The organism is Ramlibacter agri (genome assembly GCF_012927085.1).
Lineage (GTDB): Bacteria > Pseudomonadota > Gammaproteobacteria > Burkholderiales > Burkholderiaceae_C > Ramlibacter > Ramlibacter agri.
Window position 1 is genome coordinate 3,642,482 of the sequence record NZ_JABBFX010000001.1, and the last position, 18,735, is coordinate 3,661,216.

General features: G+C 67.7%; 18 protein-coding genes and 2 tRNA genes. 6 read left to right on the top strand and 14 right to left on the bottom strand.

The window, feature by feature from the left end; translation table 11 throughout:
- Positions 1-34: 34 nt before the first annotated feature.
- Positions 35-799: a pentapeptide repeat-containing protein gene (locus HHL11_RS17790; RefSeq protein ID WP_169419687.1), complete on the bottom strand. Its 765-nt coding sequence runs from the start codon at positions 797-799 to the stop codon at positions 35-37.
- A gap of 126 nt (positions 800-925) precedes the next feature.
- Here HHL11_RS17790 and HHL11_RS17795 point away from each other — a divergent pair, with 126 nt between their 5' ends.
- Entirely contained in the window at positions 926-1,471 is a 546-nt protein-coding gene (locus HHL11_RS17795) for an HdeD family acid-resistance protein (protein WP_169419688.1), read from the top strand.
- Between the two features lie 31 nt (positions 1,472-1,502).
- A complete protein-coding gene (locus HHL11_RS17800) occupies positions 1,503-3,884 on the top strand; it encodes an arylsulfatase (protein ID WP_169419689.1) in 2,382 nt (793 codons plus the stop codon).
- A gap of 59 nt (positions 3,885-3,943) precedes the next feature.
- Here the strand turns inward: HHL11_RS17800 and HHL11_RS17805 are convergent.
- The 9 genes from HHL11_RS17805 to HHL11_RS17845 form a co-directional block, all read right to left on the bottom strand.
- Positions 3,944-4,019 (bottom strand) — tRNA-Asn (locus tag HHL11_RS17805).
- 58 nt (positions 4,020-4,077) lie between these two features.
- Positions 4,078-4,153: transfer RNA gene (locus HHL11_RS17810), tRNA-Asn, on the bottom strand.
- Positions 4,154-4,220: 67 nt separating this feature from the next.
- The gene (locus tag HHL11_RS17815) at positions 4,221-5,333 is read right to left on the bottom strand and encodes an NAD(P)/FAD-dependent oxidoreductase (RefSeq protein WP_169419690.1); all 1,113 of its coding nucleotides are present in this window, start codon (positions 5,331-5,333) and stop codon (positions 4,221-4,223) included.
- Positions 5,334-5,339: 6 nt separating this feature from the next.
- Complete coding sequence (gene fdxA, locus HHL11_RS17820) at positions 5,340-5,669, bottom strand: ferredoxin FdxA (RefSeq protein WP_169419691.1); 330 nt, start codon at positions 5,667-5,669, stop codon at positions 5,340-5,342.
- A 70-nt stretch (positions 5,670-5,739) separates the two neighbouring features.
- Positions 5,740-7,011 carry a sulfate adenylyltransferase subunit 1 gene (locus HHL11_RS17825; RefSeq protein WP_169419692.1) on the bottom strand — a complete coding sequence of 424 codons (1,272 nt, stop codon included), beginning with the start codon at positions 7,009-7,011 and terminating at the stop codon, positions 5,740-5,742.
- Complete coding sequence (gene cysD / locus HHL11_RS17830) at positions 7,011-7,943, bottom strand: sulfate adenylyltransferase subunit CysD (RefSeq protein WP_169419693.1); 933 nt, start codon at positions 7,941-7,943, stop codon at positions 7,011-7,013. Before cysD ends, HHL11_RS17825 begins: the two co-directional genes overlap by 1 nt.
- On the bottom strand, positions 7,940-8,671 hold the full coding sequence (locus HHL11_RS17835) for a phosphoadenylyl-sulfate reductase (RefSeq protein ID WP_169419694.1): 732 nt from the start codon (positions 8,669-8,671) through the stop codon (positions 7,940-7,942). The genes cysD and HHL11_RS17835 overlap by 4 nt, the downstream gene beginning before the upstream one ends.
- 4 nt (positions 8,672-8,675) lie before the next feature.
- Positions 8,676-9,056, bottom strand: coding sequence for a DUF934 domain-containing protein (locus HHL11_RS17840; RefSeq protein WP_205964475.1), 381 nt, complete (start codon positions 9,054-9,056; stop codon positions 8,676-8,678).
- A 2-nt stretch (positions 9,057-9,058) separates the two neighbouring features.
- Positions 9,059-10,879: a nitrite/sulfite reductase gene (locus HHL11_RS17845; RefSeq protein WP_169419695.1), complete on the bottom strand. Its 1,821-nt coding sequence runs from the start codon at positions 10,877-10,879 to the stop codon at positions 9,059-9,061.
- 225 nt (positions 10,880-11,104) lie between these two features.
- Between HHL11_RS17845 and HHL11_RS17850 the strand changes: the two genes are divergently transcribed.
- The gene (locus tag HHL11_RS17850) at positions 11,105-11,842 is read left to right on the top strand and encodes a response regulator (RefSeq protein ID WP_169419696.1); all 738 of its coding nucleotides are present in this window, start codon (positions 11,105-11,107) and stop codon (positions 11,840-11,842) included.
- On the opposite strand, the gene mnmC is transcribed toward HHL11_RS17850, so the two are convergent.
- Both mnmC and HHL11_RS17860 read right to left on the bottom strand, forming a co-directional pair.
- Complete coding sequence (gene mnmC, locus HHL11_RS17855; RefSeq protein WP_169419697.1) at positions 11,828-13,648, bottom strand: bifunctional tRNA (5-methylaminomethyl-2-thiouridine)(34)-methyltransferase MnmC2/FAD-dependent 5-carboxymethylaminomethyl-2-thiouridine(34) oxidoreductase MnmC1; 1,821 nt, start codon at positions 13,646-13,648, stop codon at positions 11,828-11,830. The genes HHL11_RS17850 and mnmC overlap by 15 nt on opposite strands.
- Before the next feature lie 4 nt (positions 13,649-13,652).
- A complete protein-coding gene (locus HHL11_RS17860; RefSeq protein WP_169419698.1) occupies positions 13,653-13,925 on the bottom strand; it encodes an oxidative damage protection protein in 273 nt (90 codons plus the stop codon).
- A gap of 114 nt (positions 13,926-14,039) precedes the next feature.
- On the opposite strand from HHL11_RS17860, the gene HHL11_RS17865 reads away from it, so the two are divergent.
- Together HHL11_RS17865 and HHL11_RS17870 are read left to right on the top strand one after the other, a co-directional pair.
- On the top strand, positions 14,040-15,062 hold the full coding sequence (locus tag HHL11_RS17865) for a sulfate ABC transporter substrate-binding protein (RefSeq protein WP_169419699.1): 1,023 nt from the start codon (positions 14,040-14,042) through the stop codon (positions 15,060-15,062).
- A gap of 42 nt (positions 15,063-15,104) precedes the next feature.
- The gene (locus HHL11_RS17870) at positions 15,105-15,671 is read left to right on the top strand and encodes an NADPH-dependent FMN reductase (protein ID WP_169419700.1); all 567 of its coding nucleotides are present in this window, start codon (positions 15,105-15,107) and stop codon (positions 15,669-15,671) included.
- Positions 15,672-15,736: 65 nt separating this feature from the next.
- Here HHL11_RS17870 and HHL11_RS17875 read toward each other — a convergent pair whose 3' ends face one another.
- On the bottom strand, positions 15,737-16,867 hold the full coding sequence (locus HHL11_RS17875) for a Fic family protein (protein WP_169419701.1): 1,131 nt from the start codon (positions 16,865-16,867) through the stop codon (positions 15,737-15,739).
- 190 nt (positions 16,868-17,057) lie between these two features.
- On the bottom strand, positions 17,058-17,708 hold the full coding sequence (locus HHL11_RS17880) for an FMN-dependent NADH-azoreductase (protein ID WP_169419702.1): 651 nt from the start codon (positions 17,706-17,708) through the stop codon (positions 17,058-17,060).
- A 115-nt stretch (positions 17,709-17,823) separates the two neighbouring features.
- Between HHL11_RS17880 and HHL11_RS17885 the strand changes: the two genes are divergently transcribed.
- Positions 17,824-18,735, top strand: coding sequence for a LysR substrate-binding domain-containing protein (locus HHL11_RS17885; protein ID WP_169419703.1), 912 nt, complete (start codon positions 17,824-17,826; stop codon positions 18,733-18,735).

Below are 18,735 nucleotides of genomic sequence, written 5' to 3' on the forward strand. Positions count from 1 at the left end.
GGCTTAAGCCAGGACGGACAAAGACGCCTTCACTTCAACGCAGCGCACGGTCCAGGTTTTCCGCGTGCTCCAGTCCCTTGGCCTCGGCCAGCCCTGTCGCGCCGCGCAGGATGGTCCCGGCCAGGTCGGCTTCGGTGAAGTCGGCGCCGGCGACGTCGGCTCCGCCCAGGTCCGCGCCGGCCAGGCGCGCGCGGAACAGGTTCGCGCCGCGCAGGTTGCTGCCGCGCAGGTTGGCGAAAGCGAGCAGCGAGCGGTTCAGGTCCGCGCCTTCGAGATTCACGCCGGAGAGGTTCGCGCCCGTGAGGTCGGTGCGCATCTGGCCCATGCCCTGGTTCTTGATGTTGACGCCGATGCGCGCCTGGCCGAGGTCGGCGCCGCTCAGGTCCGCGCCCGGCAGGTCCGCGATGATCTTCGTTCCGCGCAGGTTGGCGCCCTTGAAGGTGGGCATCTTGCGCACCGTGCCCCCGAGCACCACCACCGACAGCAGGCTGGCCTCACGCAACTGCGCACCGGTGAAGTCCGCGCCCATCAACCAGGCGCCATTGAGGTTGGCGCCCGCGAGGTCGGCGCCGCGCAGGTCGGCCGACACGAGCTTCGTCCCGAACAGGCTGGTGCCGCGGAAGCTGGCGCGGCGCAGGTCGAGGCCGCTCAGGTCGAGATCGGAGAGGTCCTTGCCATTGAAGTCGGCGCTTTCAGCCGTGAGCGCCTGCACGACCTGGTCGCGCGAGAGTTCGGCGCCGGACGCGACGCTGCCCAGCGCGACGAGCGCCGCGAGCACCGCATGCTTGCGCCGGGACATGGTGGCCGGACGGTACCACCCCTGCCGTGTCCGCGCGCAAAGGCCCTGCCGCCCTGGTGGGCCCAAGGTCCCATGGCAGGCCGGGCAGGGGGACGGAATAGTCGGGTCTCGCAAGGAGGGTGACCCATGCTCGATTTCGTCGCGAAGAACTGGTGGTTGCTCGTGTTGCGGGGCCTCTGCTCGATCGTCTTCGGCGTGCTTGCCTTCGCCTGGCCGCACGTGACGCTGGGCGCGCTGGTGTTCCTGTGGGGCGGCTACGCCTTCGTCGGCGGCATCCTGGCCCTGGGCGCAGCGGTGACCGGGACCGGCGGCGCGCCGTGGTGGGTACTGACGCTCGAGGGCCTCGTCAGCATCGCCGCGGCCGCGGGCGCGTTCTTCTTCCCGGGCCTCACGGCGGTCGTCCTGCTGTACCTGATCGCGGCCTGGGCCATCGTCACCGGCATCTTCGAGATCGTCGAAGCGATCCAGCTGCGCAAGGTGATCGAGAACGAATGGTGGCTCGCGCTCGCCGGCATCGCTTCGGTGGCCTTCGGCGTCGTGCTGCTCATGAGCCCGGCGGGCGGGGCGCTGGCCGTGGTGTGGCTGATTGCCTCGTACGCCGTGGTGTTCGGGGTGCTGCTGGTGGCGCTGGGGCTGCGCGTGCGCTCGATGCCCAAGGCGCGGTTCGCGTGAACCCGAACAATCAGGCGCCGCTGCCCGAAGCATGACGACCCGCAAGACCACGACGAAGGCGCAAGCCAGGCCAGCCCGCGCCAAGGCGGGCGACCGAACGGCGCTGCCGCTGCCGGACGCGCCTTTCCACGGCAAGATCGGCAAGACCTACAAGGAGTCGAAGCAGGAATGGCCGGCGCTGCCCAAGGCGCCGAAGGGTGCCCCCAACGTCGTGATCATCCTGCTGGACGACGTCGGCTTCGGCCAGGTGAGCACCTTCGGCGGCCCGGTGCCCACGCCTTGCCTGGAGAAGCTGGCGGCCAGCGGGCTGCGCTACAACCGCTTCCACACCACGGCCATCTGCGGGCCGTCGCGGGCGGCGCTTATCACCGGGCGCAACCACCACAACTGCGGGTCGGGCTTCCTGGCCGAGTGGGCCACCGGCTTCCCGTCGTACAACTGCATGCTCCCGCAGAGCACGGCCACGATAGGGCGGCTGCTCAAGGACAACGGCTACAACACCTCATGGTTCGGCAAGAACCACAACACGCCGGACTGGGAGTCGAGCGTCGTGGGGCCGTTCGACCGCTGGCCCACCGGCCTGGGCTTCGACTATTTCTATGGCTTCGTCGGCGGCGAGACGCACCAGTACTACCCGGTGCTGTTCGAGAACACGAAGCCCGTCGAACCGGACCGGTCGCCGGAAGAGGGCTACCACTTCATGACCGACATGACGGACCGGGCGATCGGCTGGCTGCGTTACAGCAAGGCGGTCAACCCGGACAAGCCGGTCCTGCTGTACTTCGCGCCCGGCGCGGCCCACGCGCCGCACCACGCACCGAAGGCGTGGCGCGAAAAGTTCAAGGGCCAGTTCGACCAGGGCTGGGACCAGGTGCGCGAGGAAACCTACCAGCGCCAGTTGAAGCTGGGCGTGATCCCCAAGGGCACAGCGAACACGCCGCGGCCCGAGTGGGTGAAGCCCTGGGACGAGCTGTCGGCCGACGAGCGCCGGCTCTACGCGCGCTTCATGGAGAACTTCGCCGGCTACCTGTCCTTCGCCGACCACGAGTGCGGCCGCCTGCTGGACGCCGTGGAGGCGCTGCCCGACGCGGACAACACGCTGGTCTTCTACATCGTCGGCGACAACGGCGCCAGTTCGGAAGGCGGCTTCACCGGCACCGTCAACGAGGTCATGAACCTCAATGGCATCCCGTCGAACCTCGAGGACAACCTGAAGCGCATCGACGACATCGGCGCGCCCGACACCGAACCGCACTATCCGCTGGGCTGGGCCTGGGCGGGCAACGCGCCCTTCCAGTGGGTGAAGCAGGTGGCCAGCCATTTCGGCGGCAGCCGCAACCCGATGGTCGTGTCGTGGCCGGCGAAGATCAGGGACAAGGGCGGCATCCGCAGCCACTTCACGCACCTGATCGACATCGTCCCCACCATCCTCGACGTCGCGAGCATTCCCGCGCCCAAGACGGTGAACGGGATCAAGCAGAAGCGCATGGATGGCGTGTCGATCGCGGCCACCTTCAAGTCGAAGAACGCCAAGCCGGTGCGCGAGCGCCAGTACTTCGAGATCTTCAGCAACCGTGCCATCTACGACAAGGGCTGGATTGCCTGTGCCCAGCACACCTTCCCGTGGCGGCAGGACTTCGCGCCGGGCAACTGGGACAAGGACCGCTGGGAGCTGTACAACCTCGACGAGGACTACAGCGAGAACACCGACCTGGCCGCCAGGTTCCCCAGGAAGCTGGCCGCCTTGCAGAAGACCTTCGAGCAGGAGTGCCGCAAGTACGGCGTGTACCCGATGGACGACCGCGGCGCCGAGCGCCTGTCGATCCCGAAGCCGCCGTCGGGCGGCGCCGACCCGAAGCGGCGGCAGTTCACCTACTACCCGGGCGCCGTGCGGCTGGCCGAGACGGCTGCCCCGAACACGAAGAACCGGTCGCACCGCATCGACGTGTCGATCGCGCGCGAGGGCGATGGCGTGCTGCTGGCCGAAGGCGGGCAGTCGGCCGGCTTCGTCCTCTACGTGAAGGACGGCAAGCCCTGCTACCACTACAACTTCTTCGAGCTCGAGCGCACGAGCATCGAGTCCGGCAGGCCGCTGCCGAAGGGAAAGTCGAAGGTGTCCTTCGAGTTCCGCTACGACGGCGGCGGCGGTGGCAAGGGCGGCGAGGCCGTGCTGTTCGTCAACGACAAGGTGGTGGGCAGGAAGCGCATTGAGCGCACCGTAGCCGGCCGCTTCGGCATCGACACCTTCGGGGTCGGCTGCGACACCGGCTCGCCGGTGTGCAACGCCTACCGGCCGCCTTTCGCCTTCAGCGGCGAGATCGAGAAGGTCGACATCGTGCTGGGCGACCCCGGCCTCAGCGAGGACGAGGAACGTGCCATGCAGGCCCGCTTCCACGCCGGCATCAACTACTGAGCCGTCGGCGCATGAAAAAACAGGAGCTCGCAGCGTGCGCTGCGAGCTCCTGTTTGGCTTGGCTCCCCGACCTGGGCTCGAACCAGGGACCTACGGATTAACAGTCCGGCGCTCTACCGACTGAGCTATCGGGGAATATGTCGGCGATGATTGAAAAGGCCTCGCCGCGAAGCGAGGCCTTTCAGCTTTCTCTTGGCTCCCCGACCTGGGCTCGAACCAGGGACCTACGGATTAACAGTCCGGCGCTCTACCAACTGAGCTATCGGGGAACAAGCCTTCGATTATATGCGGAAAAGCGGCCGAGTCCGGAGGGCTCGACCGTGATTCAGCGAATCGTCAGTCGAAGACGGGCGTCTCGACGCCCAGCACCTTGTGCAGCTTCGGGCTGGTGGTCGTGTACTGCAGGTGGATCTTCTTGTCCGGGAAGATGAAGGGCGCGGCGGCGAAGGCGGCCAGCGCGCATTCGTGGAAGCCGGAGAGGATCAGCTTCTTCTTGCCCGGGTAGGTGTTGATGTCGCCCACCGCAAAGATGCCCGGCACGTTGGTCGAGAACTTCTCGGTGTCCACCTTCAGCTGTTTGCGCTCGATGTCCAGGCCCCACTCGGCGATCGGGCCCAGCTTCGGCGACAGGCCGAAGAAGACCAGCACCGCATCGGTCGGCACCACGCGCGTCACGCCGTCACCGCCGGTGACCTTGGCGCCCACGAGCTGCCCGTCCTTTTCCTCGATGCCGGTGACCTGGCCCACGATGAACTGCATCTCCATGGCTTCGCACAGTTCGTGCATCTTGGCCACGGAAGCGGGCGCGGCGCGGAAGCCGTCGCGGCGGTGCACGAGGATCACGCTCTCCGCCTTGTGCGGGTTGCCGTTGTCGTTGCCGCCGCAGAAGTTCAGCGCCCAGTCGAGGGCGGAGTCGCCGCCGCCGACGATCAGCAGGTTCTTGCCGGCGTATTCCGCCGGGTTCTTCACGCGGTACGACAGCTGCGTGCCGTCGTACTTCTGCAGGCCGTCCACCTTCAGCTGCTTGGGCTCGAAGGCGCCGACGCCGGCGGCGATGAAGATGGTCTTGGTGAGGAACTGCGTGCCCTTGGACGTCTCGACGTAGAAGCGGCCGTCGTCCTGCTTCTGCACCACCGAGACCGTCTGGCCCAGGTGGAAGGTCGCGCCGAAGGGCTCGATCTGCTTCAGCAACGCGTCGGTGAGTTCCTTGCCGGTGCACACCGGGATCGCCGGGATGTCGTAGATCGGCTTGTCCGGATACAGCTCGATCGGCTGGCCGCCGGGGTAGGCGAGCGAGTCGATGACGTGTGCCTTGATCTCGAGCAGGCCGAGTTCGAACACCTGGAACAGGCCGACGGGACCGGCGCCCACGATGATGGCGTCGGTCTCGATCGGGCCGTCATGCGCGGCGGCGGTCTTGATCACTTCTTCGTTGAGTTGCAGTTCCATGATGCCTTACTTGACCAGCTCCTTGAGCTTGTCAGTCTTGTCCTTCCATTCTTCGGCGTCCGGCAGGGCCGGCTTGCGCTTGGTGATGCTCTTCCAGCCGGCGGCGTGGGTCAGTTCCGCGTTGATCTTGATGAACGCGACCTGGTCCGCGGGCACGTCCTCTTCGGCATAGATCGCGTTGACCGGGCACTCGGGGATGCACACCGCGCAGTCGATGCACTCGTCGGGGTCGATGACGAGCATGTTCGGCCCCTCGCGGAAGCAGTCCACGGGACAGACGTCCACGCAGTCGGTGTACTTGCAGCGGATACAGGATTCGGTGACGACGTGGGTCATTGTTGTAACGCGAGGGTCGGGGGAAAACCCTTGATTTTATTTGGTTTTGGAGAAAACTCCCCCGGTTCGATCAACGAACCAGCACTGCTCCGGAGGTCTTGTGCGAAGCGGTGTCCACCAGGACCAGGGCGCCCAGGGCGCGCGAGCGGGCGTAGGGCAGGGTCACCAGGGGTTCCTGCAGGGCCAGTTCGACGTGGCCGATGCCATTGGGTTCCAGGTGGTTGGCGTCCTGTTCCGCCAGCGTATTCACGTCCAGCTTGTGCACGATGCGCTTGACCTTGGCCTTGACCCAGCGGTGCCCATGCAGCGCCCAGTAGGTGCGGCCGGCGACCAGCGGCTCGTCGTCGAGCCAGGCGACCGTGGCGGAAATCTCACGGCTGGGGGCAAAGGCGCCGGGCGCCAGCAGCCAGTCGCCGCGGGAAACGTCCACTTCGCGGTCCAGGATGATGCCGGCGCTGTGGCGGGCTTCGACGGCCTTGGGCTCGCGCGCGTGGTCCAGCACCTGGGCCACGGTGGCGGTCTGGCCACTGGGCAGCACGGTGACCTGTTGGCCGGGCTGCACCTCGCCGGTGGCCACACGGCCCCAGAAGACGCGACGGCCCTGGCTGGTGTCGGCGGAAGAGGAGAACTTCTCCACCCACTGCACCGGGAAGGCGAAAGCTTCCTCGGTCTCGGCGGGCGTCACGTCCAGCTGTTCCAGCAGCGCCAGCAGCGACGGGCCTTCGTAGCCGGCCCAGCCGGGCTGCGGCTCGACCACGTTGTGGCCCTTCAGCGCGGAGATCGGCACGATGGCGCCGGCCTGGATGCCGGCGGCCTCGGTGAAGTCCTCCAGCGCGCCGCGGATGTTGGTGAAGGCGGTCTTGGCGTCCTCCACCGCGTCCAGTTTGTTGACGGCGAACACGATGGACGGCACGCGCAGCAGGTTGCACAGCAGCGTGTGGCGGCGGGTCTGGGGCAGCAGCTCCAGGCCGGGGTTCTGCCACTTCAGCTTGGTGGCGTCCACCAGCACCACGGCGGCGTCGGCGCTGGAAGCGGCGGTCACCATGTTGCGGGTGTACTGCTCGTGGCCGGGCGCGTCACCGATGATGAACTTGCGCGCTGGCGTGGCGAAGTAGCGGTAGGCCACGTCGATCGTGATGCCCTGTTCGCGTTCGGCGGACAGGCCGTCGGTCAGCAGCGCCAGGTCGGTCTCGCCCGACTTGGAGACGGAGGCCAGCTGGTCCTGCAGCACGGTGCGGCTGTCCACCAGCAGGCGGCCGATCAGCGTGCTCTTGCCGTCATCGACCGAACCGCAGGTGATGAAGCGCAGCGCGGCGTCGTGGTCGTGGGCTTGCGTGGTCATCAGAAATACCCGTCCTTCTTGCGCTTTTCCATCGAGGCGTCGGAGGTCTTGTCGTCCATCCGCGTCGCGCCCCGCTCGCTGACGTCGGCCACCAGCGTTTCGGCCACCACGTCGGTGGCGTCGGCCGCATCGCTTTCCACCGGGCAGGTGCAGGTGATGTCGCCCACCGTGCGGAAGCGCACCGTGCGCGTCTCCACCGTCTCGCCCGCCTTGGGCGGCGTCAGCTCGGTCACCGGGACCAGCAGGCCGCGGCGCTCCACCACCTGGCGCTCATGGGCGTAGTAGATGGACGGCAGCTCGATCTGTTCCCGCTCGATGTATTGCCACACGTCCAGCTCGGTCCAGTTGGAGATGGGGAACACGCGGAAGTGCTCGCCTGGCTGGATGCGGGTGTTGAACAGCGTCCACAGCTCGGGGCGCTGCGCCTTGGGCTGCCACTGGCCGAAGCTGTCGCGGTGGGAGAAGATGCGCTCCTTGGCGCGGGCCTTCTCCTCATCGCGGCGGGCGCCGCCGATCAGCGCGTCGAAGCGGAACTCCTCGATCGCTTCCAGCAAGGTCACCGACTGGTGCGGGTTGCGGCTCTCGTCGGGGCGCGACAGGCGCACGGTGCCGCGGGCAATCGAATCCTCCAGCGTCCGCACGATCAGCTTCGCGCCGAGCTGCTGCGCCCGGTAATCACGGAAGTCCGTGACCTCGGGGAAGTTGTGGCCGGTATCGACCATCAGCAGCGGGTAGGGAATGCGGCCGCTGCCGAAAGCCTTTTCGGCGAGCTTCAGCATCACCAGCGAATCCTTGCCGCCGGAGAACAGCAGCGCGGGGCGCTCGAAGGCGCCGGCCACTTCACGCAGGATGAAGATGGCTTCCTCTTCCAGCGCGTCGAGGTGGCGGTTGGAGATGCGCGAGAGCAGTTGCGGTTCGGTACGGGCGTTCATGCGGCCACTTTCTCTTCTTGCTTCACATGCAGGCCGCATTCCTTGGCCTTCTCGTCCTCCCACCACCAGCGGCCGGCGCGGAAGTCCTCGCCGACCGCGATCGCGCGCGTGCACGGCGCGCAGCCGATGCTGGGATAGAAATCGTCGTGCAGCGGGTTGTAGTCGACGTTGTTGGCGCTGATGTAGTGCCACACGTCGCCCCAGGTCCAGTTGGCCAGGGGGTTGAACTTGACGCGCCTGGCGTCGCTGGTGTCGGCCAACGGCACTTCGGCGCGGGCGTTCGACTGCTCGCGGCGCAGGCCGGTGATCCAGGCCTTCTGGCCGGCCAGGGCGCGCTCCAGCGGCTCCATCTTGCGAATGTGGCAGCAGGCCTTGCGCAGCTCGATGCTGCGGTACATGGCGTCGCTGCCTTCCTTGCCGACGAAGTGCACCACCGACTCCTGCACCGGGCGGTAGACCTCCACCGGCGCGCGGGAGCCGGCTTGCGTGCGTTCCAGCAGCGCCAGCGTCTCCGCGTGCAGCGCACCCGTCTCCAGCACGAACACCGGGATGTCCAGTGCCAGGCTGTTGATCAGGTGCGTGACGACGACGTCCTCGGCGCCCAGGCTGGAAGCCTGCTTGAGGCTGCCGGCGTATTCGGAGGCAGCGCGCACCAGCAGCTGCTGCGTTTCCGCCAGCTTGGCCTCGAAGTCCTTCGACGGCCGCGCGTACAGAGCAATGGCGCCCACCGCTTCAGCTCCGGGCGAAGTGCGGTTGCTGCACTTGCACGTCGGCCTGGTAGTACTCGGCGAAGCGGGCGAACTGGCGCTCGGCTTCGGCCGGGTCCTTGCCTTCCTTCAGCACGGCGCTGCTGAAGCCCGTGCGCTGCATCTGCACCAGCTGGTCGATCAGCACGTCGCCGGTGGCGCGGATGTCGCCTTCAAATTTTCTGCGTCGCCGCAGCAGGTAGGCCTGGCTGTAGGCGCGGCCGTCGGTGAACTTGGGGAAGTTCAGTTCTACGCGGTCCACGCCTTCGAGCGAGGCTTCCAGCACGTCGGCATCGTTGCCGATCACCAGGACGTTCAGTTGGTCTTCCGGCACGGCGCCGGCTTGCAGGATGTTGATGGTGCGCAGGGTCACGCGACTTCCCTTTCCACGAAGCGGGCTGCATTGGCCGCGGCCTTGAAAGGCTCGTGGCCGGCGCGGCGCAGGGTGGCGATGAAGGTTTCGGACTTGCCGTCCGCGGCGGGCTGCCGCAGCTGGCGATAGGTGTCGATCAGGGCTTCGATGACGCCGGGCACTTCCTCCTTGGCGAAGGAGGGGCCGACGATCTTGCCGGGGGTGGCGGGGCCGGACAGGTCCGAGCCGTTGGAGCCGCCCAGGGTGATCTGGTACCACTCCTTGCCGTCCTTGTCGACGCCGAGGATGCCGATGTGGCCGGCGTGGTGGTGGCCGCAGGAGTTGATGCAACCCGAGAAATTCAGGTCGATCTCGCCGATGTCCCATTCCTCGTCGAGGTCCTGGAAGCGCTCGGTGATGGCTTCGGCGATGGGCAGCGAGCGCGCGTTGGCCAGCGAGCAGAAGTCGCCGCCGGGGCAGGCGATCATGTCCGTCAGCAGGCCGATGTTGGCGCGCGCCAGGCCCAGCTTGCGGGCCGCGGCCCACAGCTCCGGCAGGTCGTCCTGGTGCACCCAGGGCAGCAGCAGGTTCTGTTCGTGCATGACGCGCGCTTCGCCGGCGGAGAAGCGGTCGGCGAGTTCGGCGACGGCGTCGAACTGGTCGGCCGTGCAGTCGCCGGGGTTCTGGCCCAGGCGCTTGAACGACAGCACCACGGCGCGCAGCCCGGGGTTGCGGTGCGGCAGCACGTTGCGCTGCAGCCAGCGGTCGTACTGCGGGTCGGCTTCGGCGTCGCTGCGGATGATCTCGTGCACGCGCGCGTCCTGCTGCGGGCGCTTGACTTCGGGCGCGACGAAGAAGGCGGACACGCGGTCCAGTTCGGCCTGCGTGATCGTGTGCGGGGCGCCGTCGATCTCGACGATCTGGCGGAACTCCTCTTCCACCTTGTCAATGTATTTCTGGCCCTCGGACTTCACGAGGATCTTGATGCGCGCCTTCCAGATGTTGTCGCGGCGGCCGTACTGGTTGTAGACGCGGATGCAGGCCTCGAGGTAGGACAGCACGTGCTGCCACTCGACGAACTCGCGCACCACGGTGCCGATGATCGGCGTGCGGCCCATGCCGCCGCCCACCAGCACCTTGAAGCCCAGCGCGCCGGCTTCGTTCTTCACCGCCTGCAGGCTGATGTCGTACCAGCCCGTCGCCGCGCGGTCTTCCTTGGCGCCGTTCAGCGCGATCTTGAACTTGCGGGGCAGGAAGGCGAATTCGGGGTGCAGCGCGGCCCAGGTGCGGATGATCTCGGCGAAGGGGCGCGGATCGGCGATCTCGTCGACGGCGATGCCCGCCAGGGCTTCGGTGGTGATGTTGCGGATGGCGTTGCCGCTGGTCTGGATGCCGTGCATGCTCACGCCGGCCAGCAGTTCCATCACGTCGGCGGCCTTGCCGATCGGGATCCAGTTGAACTGCACGTTGGTGCGGGTCGTGAAGTGGCCGTAGCCGTAGGTCAGCTTGGTCACCACCTGGCGGTTGGTCCCCGGCACGGGCACCGGGCCCAGGGCCAGCTGCTTTTCCTGGGATTCGGCCAGCAGCGCCGCGTCCGGCTTGTCGTAGTCGCGGGCCACCGTGCCCAGCGCGCGCAGTTGGGCGCTGGACAGCTCGCCGTAGGGCACGGAGATGCGCGCCATCGGCGCGTAGCGTTGGATGTACCAGCCGTTCTGCAGGCGCAGCGGGCGCAGCTCCTCGTCGCTGAGCGTGCCGGCCTGCCAGCGCTCGAGCTGGTCGCGGAACTGCGCGGCCCGGGCACGGACGAACTGGCGGTCGAATTCTGTGTATTGGTACATGAGAGTCGTTGTGCTGGCCGGTGGGAATCGGCCCGAGCGCTGGACTTTAGGGTGGACCCTTATGGATCCAAACGATTTTTTTCTTCATCGCTTATCTGGATAAGCTTATTCGCGAGGATTGGCGCGGGTTTCCGGGCCATTTCGCGACAGTGGCGGATAAGCCCGTTTGGCCTGCGCGGCCGTGCGCCCGATAATGGCCCGCACTAGAAGAATGCAAGAGGAGTCATGGCGCAGCGGATCTACATCAAGGTGGTGGGCTTCTCCGAGGAGGAGCGGCATGCCCTGAACACCTTGTTCCGGCTTTCCGAGCAGTGCCTGACCATGTACCAGTTGTGGTCGCCGCAGGCGCGCGCGCCGGCTGGCATGGCCCTGCTGGACGGGGACAGCTACGAGGCCCGGCTGGAAGCCGAGTCGCCCCTGAATTCGGGCATGAAGCTCCTGTGGATAGGGGCCGATGCGCCACCCTCGGTCTGGCGCAGCATCGCCCGGCCCTTCCAGTGGCCGGAAGTGATCGAGGCCCTGGATACCGTCTTCAACCCGGGCTCGGTCGACCTGGACCTGGACGTGACACCGTCGGAAGCCCCGGATTCCCTGCCGCCGCTGCCGCCCAAGCTGGCCTTGATCGTCAGCCCCAGCCGGGACGAGCGCCTGTACCTGCGGGCGCGGCTGTCGCTGGCCCACCTGACCCAGGCCGACGAGGCCGAAAGCGGCGCCGAGGCGCTGCAGCTGGCCCGCGGCAAGCAATACGACTTTGCCCTGGTCGATTTCCGGGTGCCGGACATGGACGCCTGGAACCTGCTGCGCCAGCTGAAGCAGGGCAAGCGGCCGATCCAGCACGTGGCCCTGACCAAGGCCCAGCGCTCCTTGCCGGAGCACGTGCGGGCGTGGTGGGGCGGCGCGGAAGCGCTGCTGGATAGCCCGCCGCATCCGCAGCGCTTGAACGCGTGGTTACGACGGCTTTGACAAGCGGCTGACGTCCAGCGCCGCCGCCAGCTTCTTCTCCAGCGGCAGCGGCTCCCCATGCAGCCGCGCCGCAATCAACTCCCCGCACAGCGCCGCGAAGGTCAAGCCGCGCGAGCCCATCGCCGTGCTGACCCACAGGCCGGGTGCCAGTTCGCCCACCAGCGGCCGGCGGTCGACAGAGGTGCAGCGCACGCCGCTCCAGGCGCGCACGCGCTGTTCATCAAACGCTGGTGACAGCGATTCAAGCAGCCCGGGCAACAATTCGCCCAGCCGCTTTCGGTTGGCGACCTGGTCCTCGGCTCGTGGACGCGTGTCCGCGTCGCCCCGCCCATAGGTCGATCCGCTGAACCAGGCCAGGCCGTCCGCCGTCGGGACCCGTGGCAGGAAATGCCCATGGCCGTTCACCGGGAACGAGGGCAGGGCTGCTGCTGCGGCTTCGTCGTGCAAAGCCCAGGACACCTGCCCACGCACCGGGTGGGTGGTGATGCGCCCGGCCAGCAGCGGGCCGCTGGCATGCGCCGCGGCGACCACGACGAGCGGCGCCTCGGCGAGCGTGACGCCATCCGCGTCGCACACCCGCCAGCCGCTTCCGGCTTGCTCGATGGCGTGAACCGGGCAGCCACCGCGAAAGCTCACGCCACGTTGCGCGAGCCAATGGCGCACCAGCGCGCCCGGCCGGACCCACGCCGCGCTGGCATGCCACCAGGCCGCCGTGTCTTCCGAAAGTCTTGCGGCAGCGCGCTGTTCAGTTCTGGCCTCCGCGCTCCACACCTCGAGGCCTTCCACCGCGGGCAGAGTCCGGGCATCGTCCATGCGATGTTCCAGCACGCCCGTGGGCTGCCAGTCCTCATTTCCCAGCCCCGCGCAAGCCTGCAGCGTGATCCGCACGCCGGCGCGTGAAAGGCGCGACAGCACGTTGTCGTCCGGCGACTGGTGCGGCGCCAGCAGGCCCGCCGGCAGCGCTGAAGCGCCGGCCGCCGGCGCCGGTGCGGCATCCAGCACCGTCACCTGCCAGCCGCGCCTGGCCAGGCTGGCCGCCGCCGCCGCGCCGGCCAGGCCTGCGCCGATCACGACGCATTGCGAGGGCGGAAGCGGGGTGGCAGCCCGCATGCCCTTCACGTCCCATTCGGGCGCATAGCGTCCCTGCAGGCAAGCGCGCTTGGGCGGCAGGCCCGCCACCTTGTCGACCCGGAAGCCGCAGGTGGCGAGATCGCGCCGCACCTGGCCGTTGACCGTCCAGGTTGCCAGCGTGGTTCCGGGCCGGCACAGCCGCGCCACGGCCTTCAGCGTGCCCAGCTCCCACATGGCCGGATTGCGCAGCGGCTCGAGGCCGTCCAGGAACACGCTGTCGGCCGCGAAGTCCAGCTCCCGCAGCATGGCGCCCGCATCGCCCACGCACAGCGTGAGCAGCACGCGGCCTTCCTCGAATGAAAAGCGATGGTGGCCGGGCGTCAGGCCCTGCCAGCGCTCGGCAAGCTCCGCGGCCAGCGGCGCGAGTTCCGGCTCGACGAGCAGCAGGTCGGAGGCCGCGACCGGATGCGCCTCGACCGCGGCGAAATGCAGCAGCCCCGGCCGCGCCGGGTCGTCCCGCCAAGCCTGCCAGGCTGCCAGGAAATTCAGCCCCAGCCCGAAGCCGGTCTCGAGGATGCGCCACTGCCGCTGCCCAGCCCAGGCGGCCGGCAGCCCGCAAGCTTGCAGGAAGACGTGGCGCGCCTGTGCCAGCCCGCCGCTTTCGGTGCGATAGCTGTCGTCGTAGCGCGGGCTGCGCGGCGTGCCGTCGTCGCCCCAGGCCACGACCTCGCTCACGGATTTACTGCGAGGGCGGCACGTAGCCGGCGGCCTGGTCCGCGCCGGAGCCGAAGAAATGGTTCTCCATCTGGCGCTTCAGGTACTCGCGGGCGCGCTGGTCCGCCAGGTTCAGGCGGTTCTCGTTGACCAGCATGGTCTGTTGCTTCAGCCACGCCTGCCAGGCTTCCTTGCTGACGCTTTCGTAGAGGCGCTTGCCCAGCTCGCCGGGATAGGGAGGGAAATCCAGGCCTTCGGCTTCGCGGCCCAGTTTGATGCAGTTGACAGTGCGCGCCATGGCGCCTCCAGGAAAAAGGGAATGAGCTTATGTGGATATGCAAAGGAGAAATCTGTCGTTCCCCTTGCCACCACCGGCTTCCAGAATGCGCCCCATCGACACGAGAGACGCTTCATGAGCCAACGCCGCGACTTTATCAAGATTCCCCTGGCCGTCGCCGTGGCCGGCGTCATGTCCCTGAGCGGGCTGCCTTCGATCGCCCAGCCGCTGCAGCTGCTGAACGTCTCCTACGACCCGACGCGCGAGCTGTACGTCGAGTTCAACCAGGCCTTCGCGAAGTACTGGAAAGCCAAGACCGGGCAGGACGTGAGCATCAAGCAGTCGCATGGCGGCTCGGGCAAGCAGGCCCGCTCGATCATCGACGGCCTGGAGGGCGACGTCGCCACGCTGGCCCTGGCCGGCGACACCGACGCACTGGTCAAGCACGGCGGCTGGGTCGCGCCCGACTGGCAGAAGCGCCTGTCCCACAACGCCTCGCCCTACACCTCGACGATCGTGCTGGTGGTGCGCAAGGGCAACCCGAAGAACATCAAGGACTGGGACGACCTGGCGCGGCCGGGCGTCAGCGTCATCACGCCCAACCCCAAGACCTCCGGCGGCGCCCGCTGGAACTACCTGGCGGCCTGGGAATATGCCAGGCGCAAGTTCGGCGGGGAGGCGCAGGCCCGGGACTTCGTGGCCAGGGTCTACAACAACGTGCCGGTGCTGGACACCGGCGCCCGCGGCTCCACGATCACCTTCGCGCAGCGCGGCCAGGGCGACGTGCTGATCGCCTGGGAGAACGAAGCCTTCCTGCTGGAAAAGGAGTTCGGCGCCAAGTTCGACATCGTGGCGCCTTCGCTGAGCATCCTGGCCGAGCCGGCCGTGGCGGTGGTCGACAGGAACGTGGACCGCAAGCACACCCGCGCCGTCGCCGAGGCCTACCTGCAGTACCTGTACAGCGAGGAAGGCCAGGACATCATCGGCAAGAATTTCTATCGCCCCGCCGTCTCGGCGAAGGCGCAGGCGAAGTACGCGAAGCAGTTCCCCAAGCTGAACCTGTTCACCATAGCCCAGGCCTTCGGCGGCTGGGCCCAGGCCGACAAGGAGCACTTCGCCGACGGCGGCAGCTTCGACCAGGTCTACACGCGCAAGTAGGACCGCGGCGAGAATGGGTTTCCCTGCACCAAGGAGAACTCCATGAGCTACCAGATCGCCGTCGTCGTGGGCAGCCTGCGCCGCGAGTCCATCAACCGCCAGCTGGCCGCCGCGCTGGTCAAGATGGCGCCCCAGCAGCTGAACATGGCCCTGGTGCGCATCGACGACCTGCCGCTGTACAACCAGGACGACGAGAAGAACCCGGCCGAGGCGGTGAAGCGGCTCAAGGACGAGGTCGCCAATTCGCAGGGCGTGCTGTTCGTGACGCCGGAGTACAACCGCTCGGTGCCCGGAGTCCTGAAGAACGCGATTGACCACGCCTCGCGGCCCTATGGCCAGAGCGCGTGGGCGGGCAAGCCGGCAGCGGTGATCGGCATGTCGGGCGGCGCGATCGGCACCGCGATGGCGCAGCAGCACCTGCGCAATGTGCTGGCCTACCTCGACATGCCGACGCTGGGCCAGCCGGAAGCCTTCATCCAGAACAAGCAGGGCATGTTCGCGCCGGACGGCAGCATCGCGATCGAGGACACCAAGCAGTTCCTGGGCAAGTTCCTGGACCGCTTCGCCGACTGGGTGAAGCACCACGCGGATCGCGTGGCGAACAAGTGACATGAAAAAGGCCCGCGCGACGCGGGCTGTTTCCTGTCATCCCGGCGGACGCCGGGATCCAAGGATCACGTTGCGGGAACCCAGCCGGGCAGGTTCACGTAATAGCGCGTGGAACGGCCTCCGCCCACCTGCTGCAGCACGCCGAGCGCGTCGAGTGCGATCAGCTCACGCGATGCCGTGGGGCGGGACGTGCCGGTCAGGCCGACGTACTTTCGGGTGTTCATGCCGCCCTCGAAGCCGCCCGAGCCTGCATCAAGCAGCAGATTGACTACCTTCTTCTGCCGCGCGTTCAGCTCCAGGCCCGCGTGGCTGGCCCAGAAGCGGGCTTTCTCCAGCGAGGTGTCGACGACCTTGCTGGCGGCCTCCCAGGCAGCACCCACCTGGGCCACGAACCACGTCATCCACGGCGTGACGTCCAGGCTGCCGTGCTGGGCGCGGCCCAGCTCGCCGTAGTACGCCTCCCGCTGTTCGAGCAGGCGCTGCGAGATCCGGAGCAAGCGCGAGGTCTCGCCGGCGTCGCGTGCCAGGCACAAGTCAACGATGTTGCGGCCGACCCGCCCGTTGCCGTCATCGAACGGGTGGATGGTCTCGAACCACAGGTGCGACAGCGCGGCCTTCACGAGGCTGTCCTGCTCGCTGGCGTTGAACCAGTCCAGGAACAGCTGCATTTGCGCAGCGACTCGTTCGGCCGCTGGGGCCTCGTAGTCCACCGTCTCGCGGCCCGCCGGACCACTGACGACCTGCATCGCTTCCGTGCGATAGGCGGCCGTCTGCACCCGCCGCATGCCGGAGAAGCCCGTGGGGAAGAGAGCCACCTGCCAAGCCTGAAGCCGCTCGTGCGTCAAGGCCTCCGTTGCCTTGACGACCGCGTCGTCCATGATGCTCAGGAGCCCGTCGACGTGCCGCGGCGCCGCGGGCCCCCGGAACGCTGCCGCGGCGCCCAGCCGCTGGGCAACCGAGGAGCGCACGGCCAGCAGGTCCAGTTGCTCGCCTTCGATCGCCGCAGTGGCCACGGCGTCCTGCGCCCATGCTTCGGCGGCCAGCTCCTGGCGCTCCCGGAAACCAAGGACCGCGAGCTTGCCCTCCACGAGGCCCTGGGCCCGGCGCGCCAGGCCGACGTCCTGCGCAACCCGGGCCGCGTCGAAGCGGAGCTCGGGCCAGCCGTCGTGCTGCCAGATGTAGCGAGGCGATTCCATGGCCTATTCGCATCAGATATTGAGTCGAATATAGCCGTCAATCGACTCATGAGTCGAAAAGGCGTTTATTCCAATCAAAATCTGAGTCGAAAAGGCGACTGGATGGGTTCTCCCAGCAAAAAGCCCCTCGCTGCCAGGGCAGGAGGGGCTGCGCGGCCCAGCCGGCGTGAGCCGGAGGAACCGGACGGCGTCAGGCGCGAATGGCCTTCGCCGCTTCGTTCGCGGCAACTTGCGCATGCGTCCGGATCTCGCCGTCCGCCGCCGCCAGGGCCTTGGCCTTCGCCTCTTCACCCATGGCCACGCCTTCGGCACGCACGAAGCGCACGTCGGTGATGCCCAGGAAGCCGAACACCGTCTTCAGGTAGCTTTCCTGGTGGTCCAGGCCGGCCAGCGCCGGGTTGGTCGAGTACACGCCGCCGCGGGTGGAAGCCACGATCACCGTCTTGCCGCCGGCCAGGCCTTGCGGGCCCTTCTCGGTGTACTTGAAGGTGCGGCCGGCCTGCGCGATGCGGTCGATCCAGGCCTTCAGCTGGCTGGGGATCGAGAAGTTGTACATGGGGGCGCCCACCACGATCACGTCCGCGGCCAGGAACTGGCTCACCAGCTGCTCGGACACGACGTTCTCGCGCTTCTGCACTTCGCTCAGGTCCGGGGCGTCCACGCCCAGGCGGAAGCCCAGCGAATCCATGTTCAGGTGGCTCGGCGCGTCCTTGGCCAGGTCGAGGTGTTCGACGGTCGTGCCGGGATGGTTCGCCTTCCACTGGCCCACCACGCGGCGCGTGAGTTCGCGCGAAACGGAGTTGGCGGCGAGGGGACTGGAATCGATTTGCAGCAGTTTCAAGGTCTTCTCCTGTTCGGTGGGAGCGCCAGCGCTCCCCGTGGGAATGAATTGTGGGGATCCATCAATCCCTTGATAAGACGGCAATTTCGGGTTGGATTGTTCTATCCTTGGAACGATGCAGGACTTGAACGACATGTACTACTTCGCCGAAGTGGTCGACCAGGGCGGCTTCGCGGCCGCCGGCCGGGCGCTGGGCATCCCCAAGTCCAAGCTGTCCCGCCGGGTCGCCGACCTGGAAGCGCGGCTGGGCGTGCGGCTCTTGCAGCGCACCACCCGCAAGCTGTCGCTGACCCAGGCGGGCGAGATCTACCACCGGCATTGCGTGGCCATGCGCGAGCAGGCCGAGGCCGCCGACGAGGCGGTGGCCCGGGTGCAGACCGAGCCGCGCGGCACGGTGCGCGTCACCTGCCCGGTGACCCTGGCGCAGACCACGATCGGGCCGGTGCTGCCGCGCTTCCTGGCGGCGCATCCGCAGGTGCGCATCGAGATGCAAGTCACCAACCGGGTGGTCGACCTGGTGCAGGAAGGCGTGGACGTGGCGCTGCGCGTGCGCTCCACCCTGGACGACAGCGGCTCACTGGTGGTCAAGAACCTCGGGCCTACGGGCGGCCTGCTGCTTGCCAGCCCGCAGTTGCTGCAGCGCTTCGGCACGCCCGCCTCGCCCGATGAATTGCGCAACCTGCCGACGGTGGCGATGTCCGCCGCCGACGGCCGCGCGAGCTGGCGCCTGGTCGGTCCCAAGGGGGACGAGCACGAGTTCACCCACCATCCGGTCTATACCGCCGACGACCTGCTGACCTTGAAGTTCGCGGTCATGCAGGGCACCGGCTTCAGCATGCTGCCCGACTACATGTGCCAGGAGGAGATCGAGCGAGGCGAACTGGTGGAGGTGCTGCCAGGCTGGTCGCTGCCTTCGTCCAAGGTGCTGGCCGTCTTCCCCTCGCGCCGCGGCATGGTGCCGGCGGTGCGGCGCTTCCTCGACTTCCTCGGCGACAGCGTGAAGGGCCCGCACATCTGCGACGTGTGA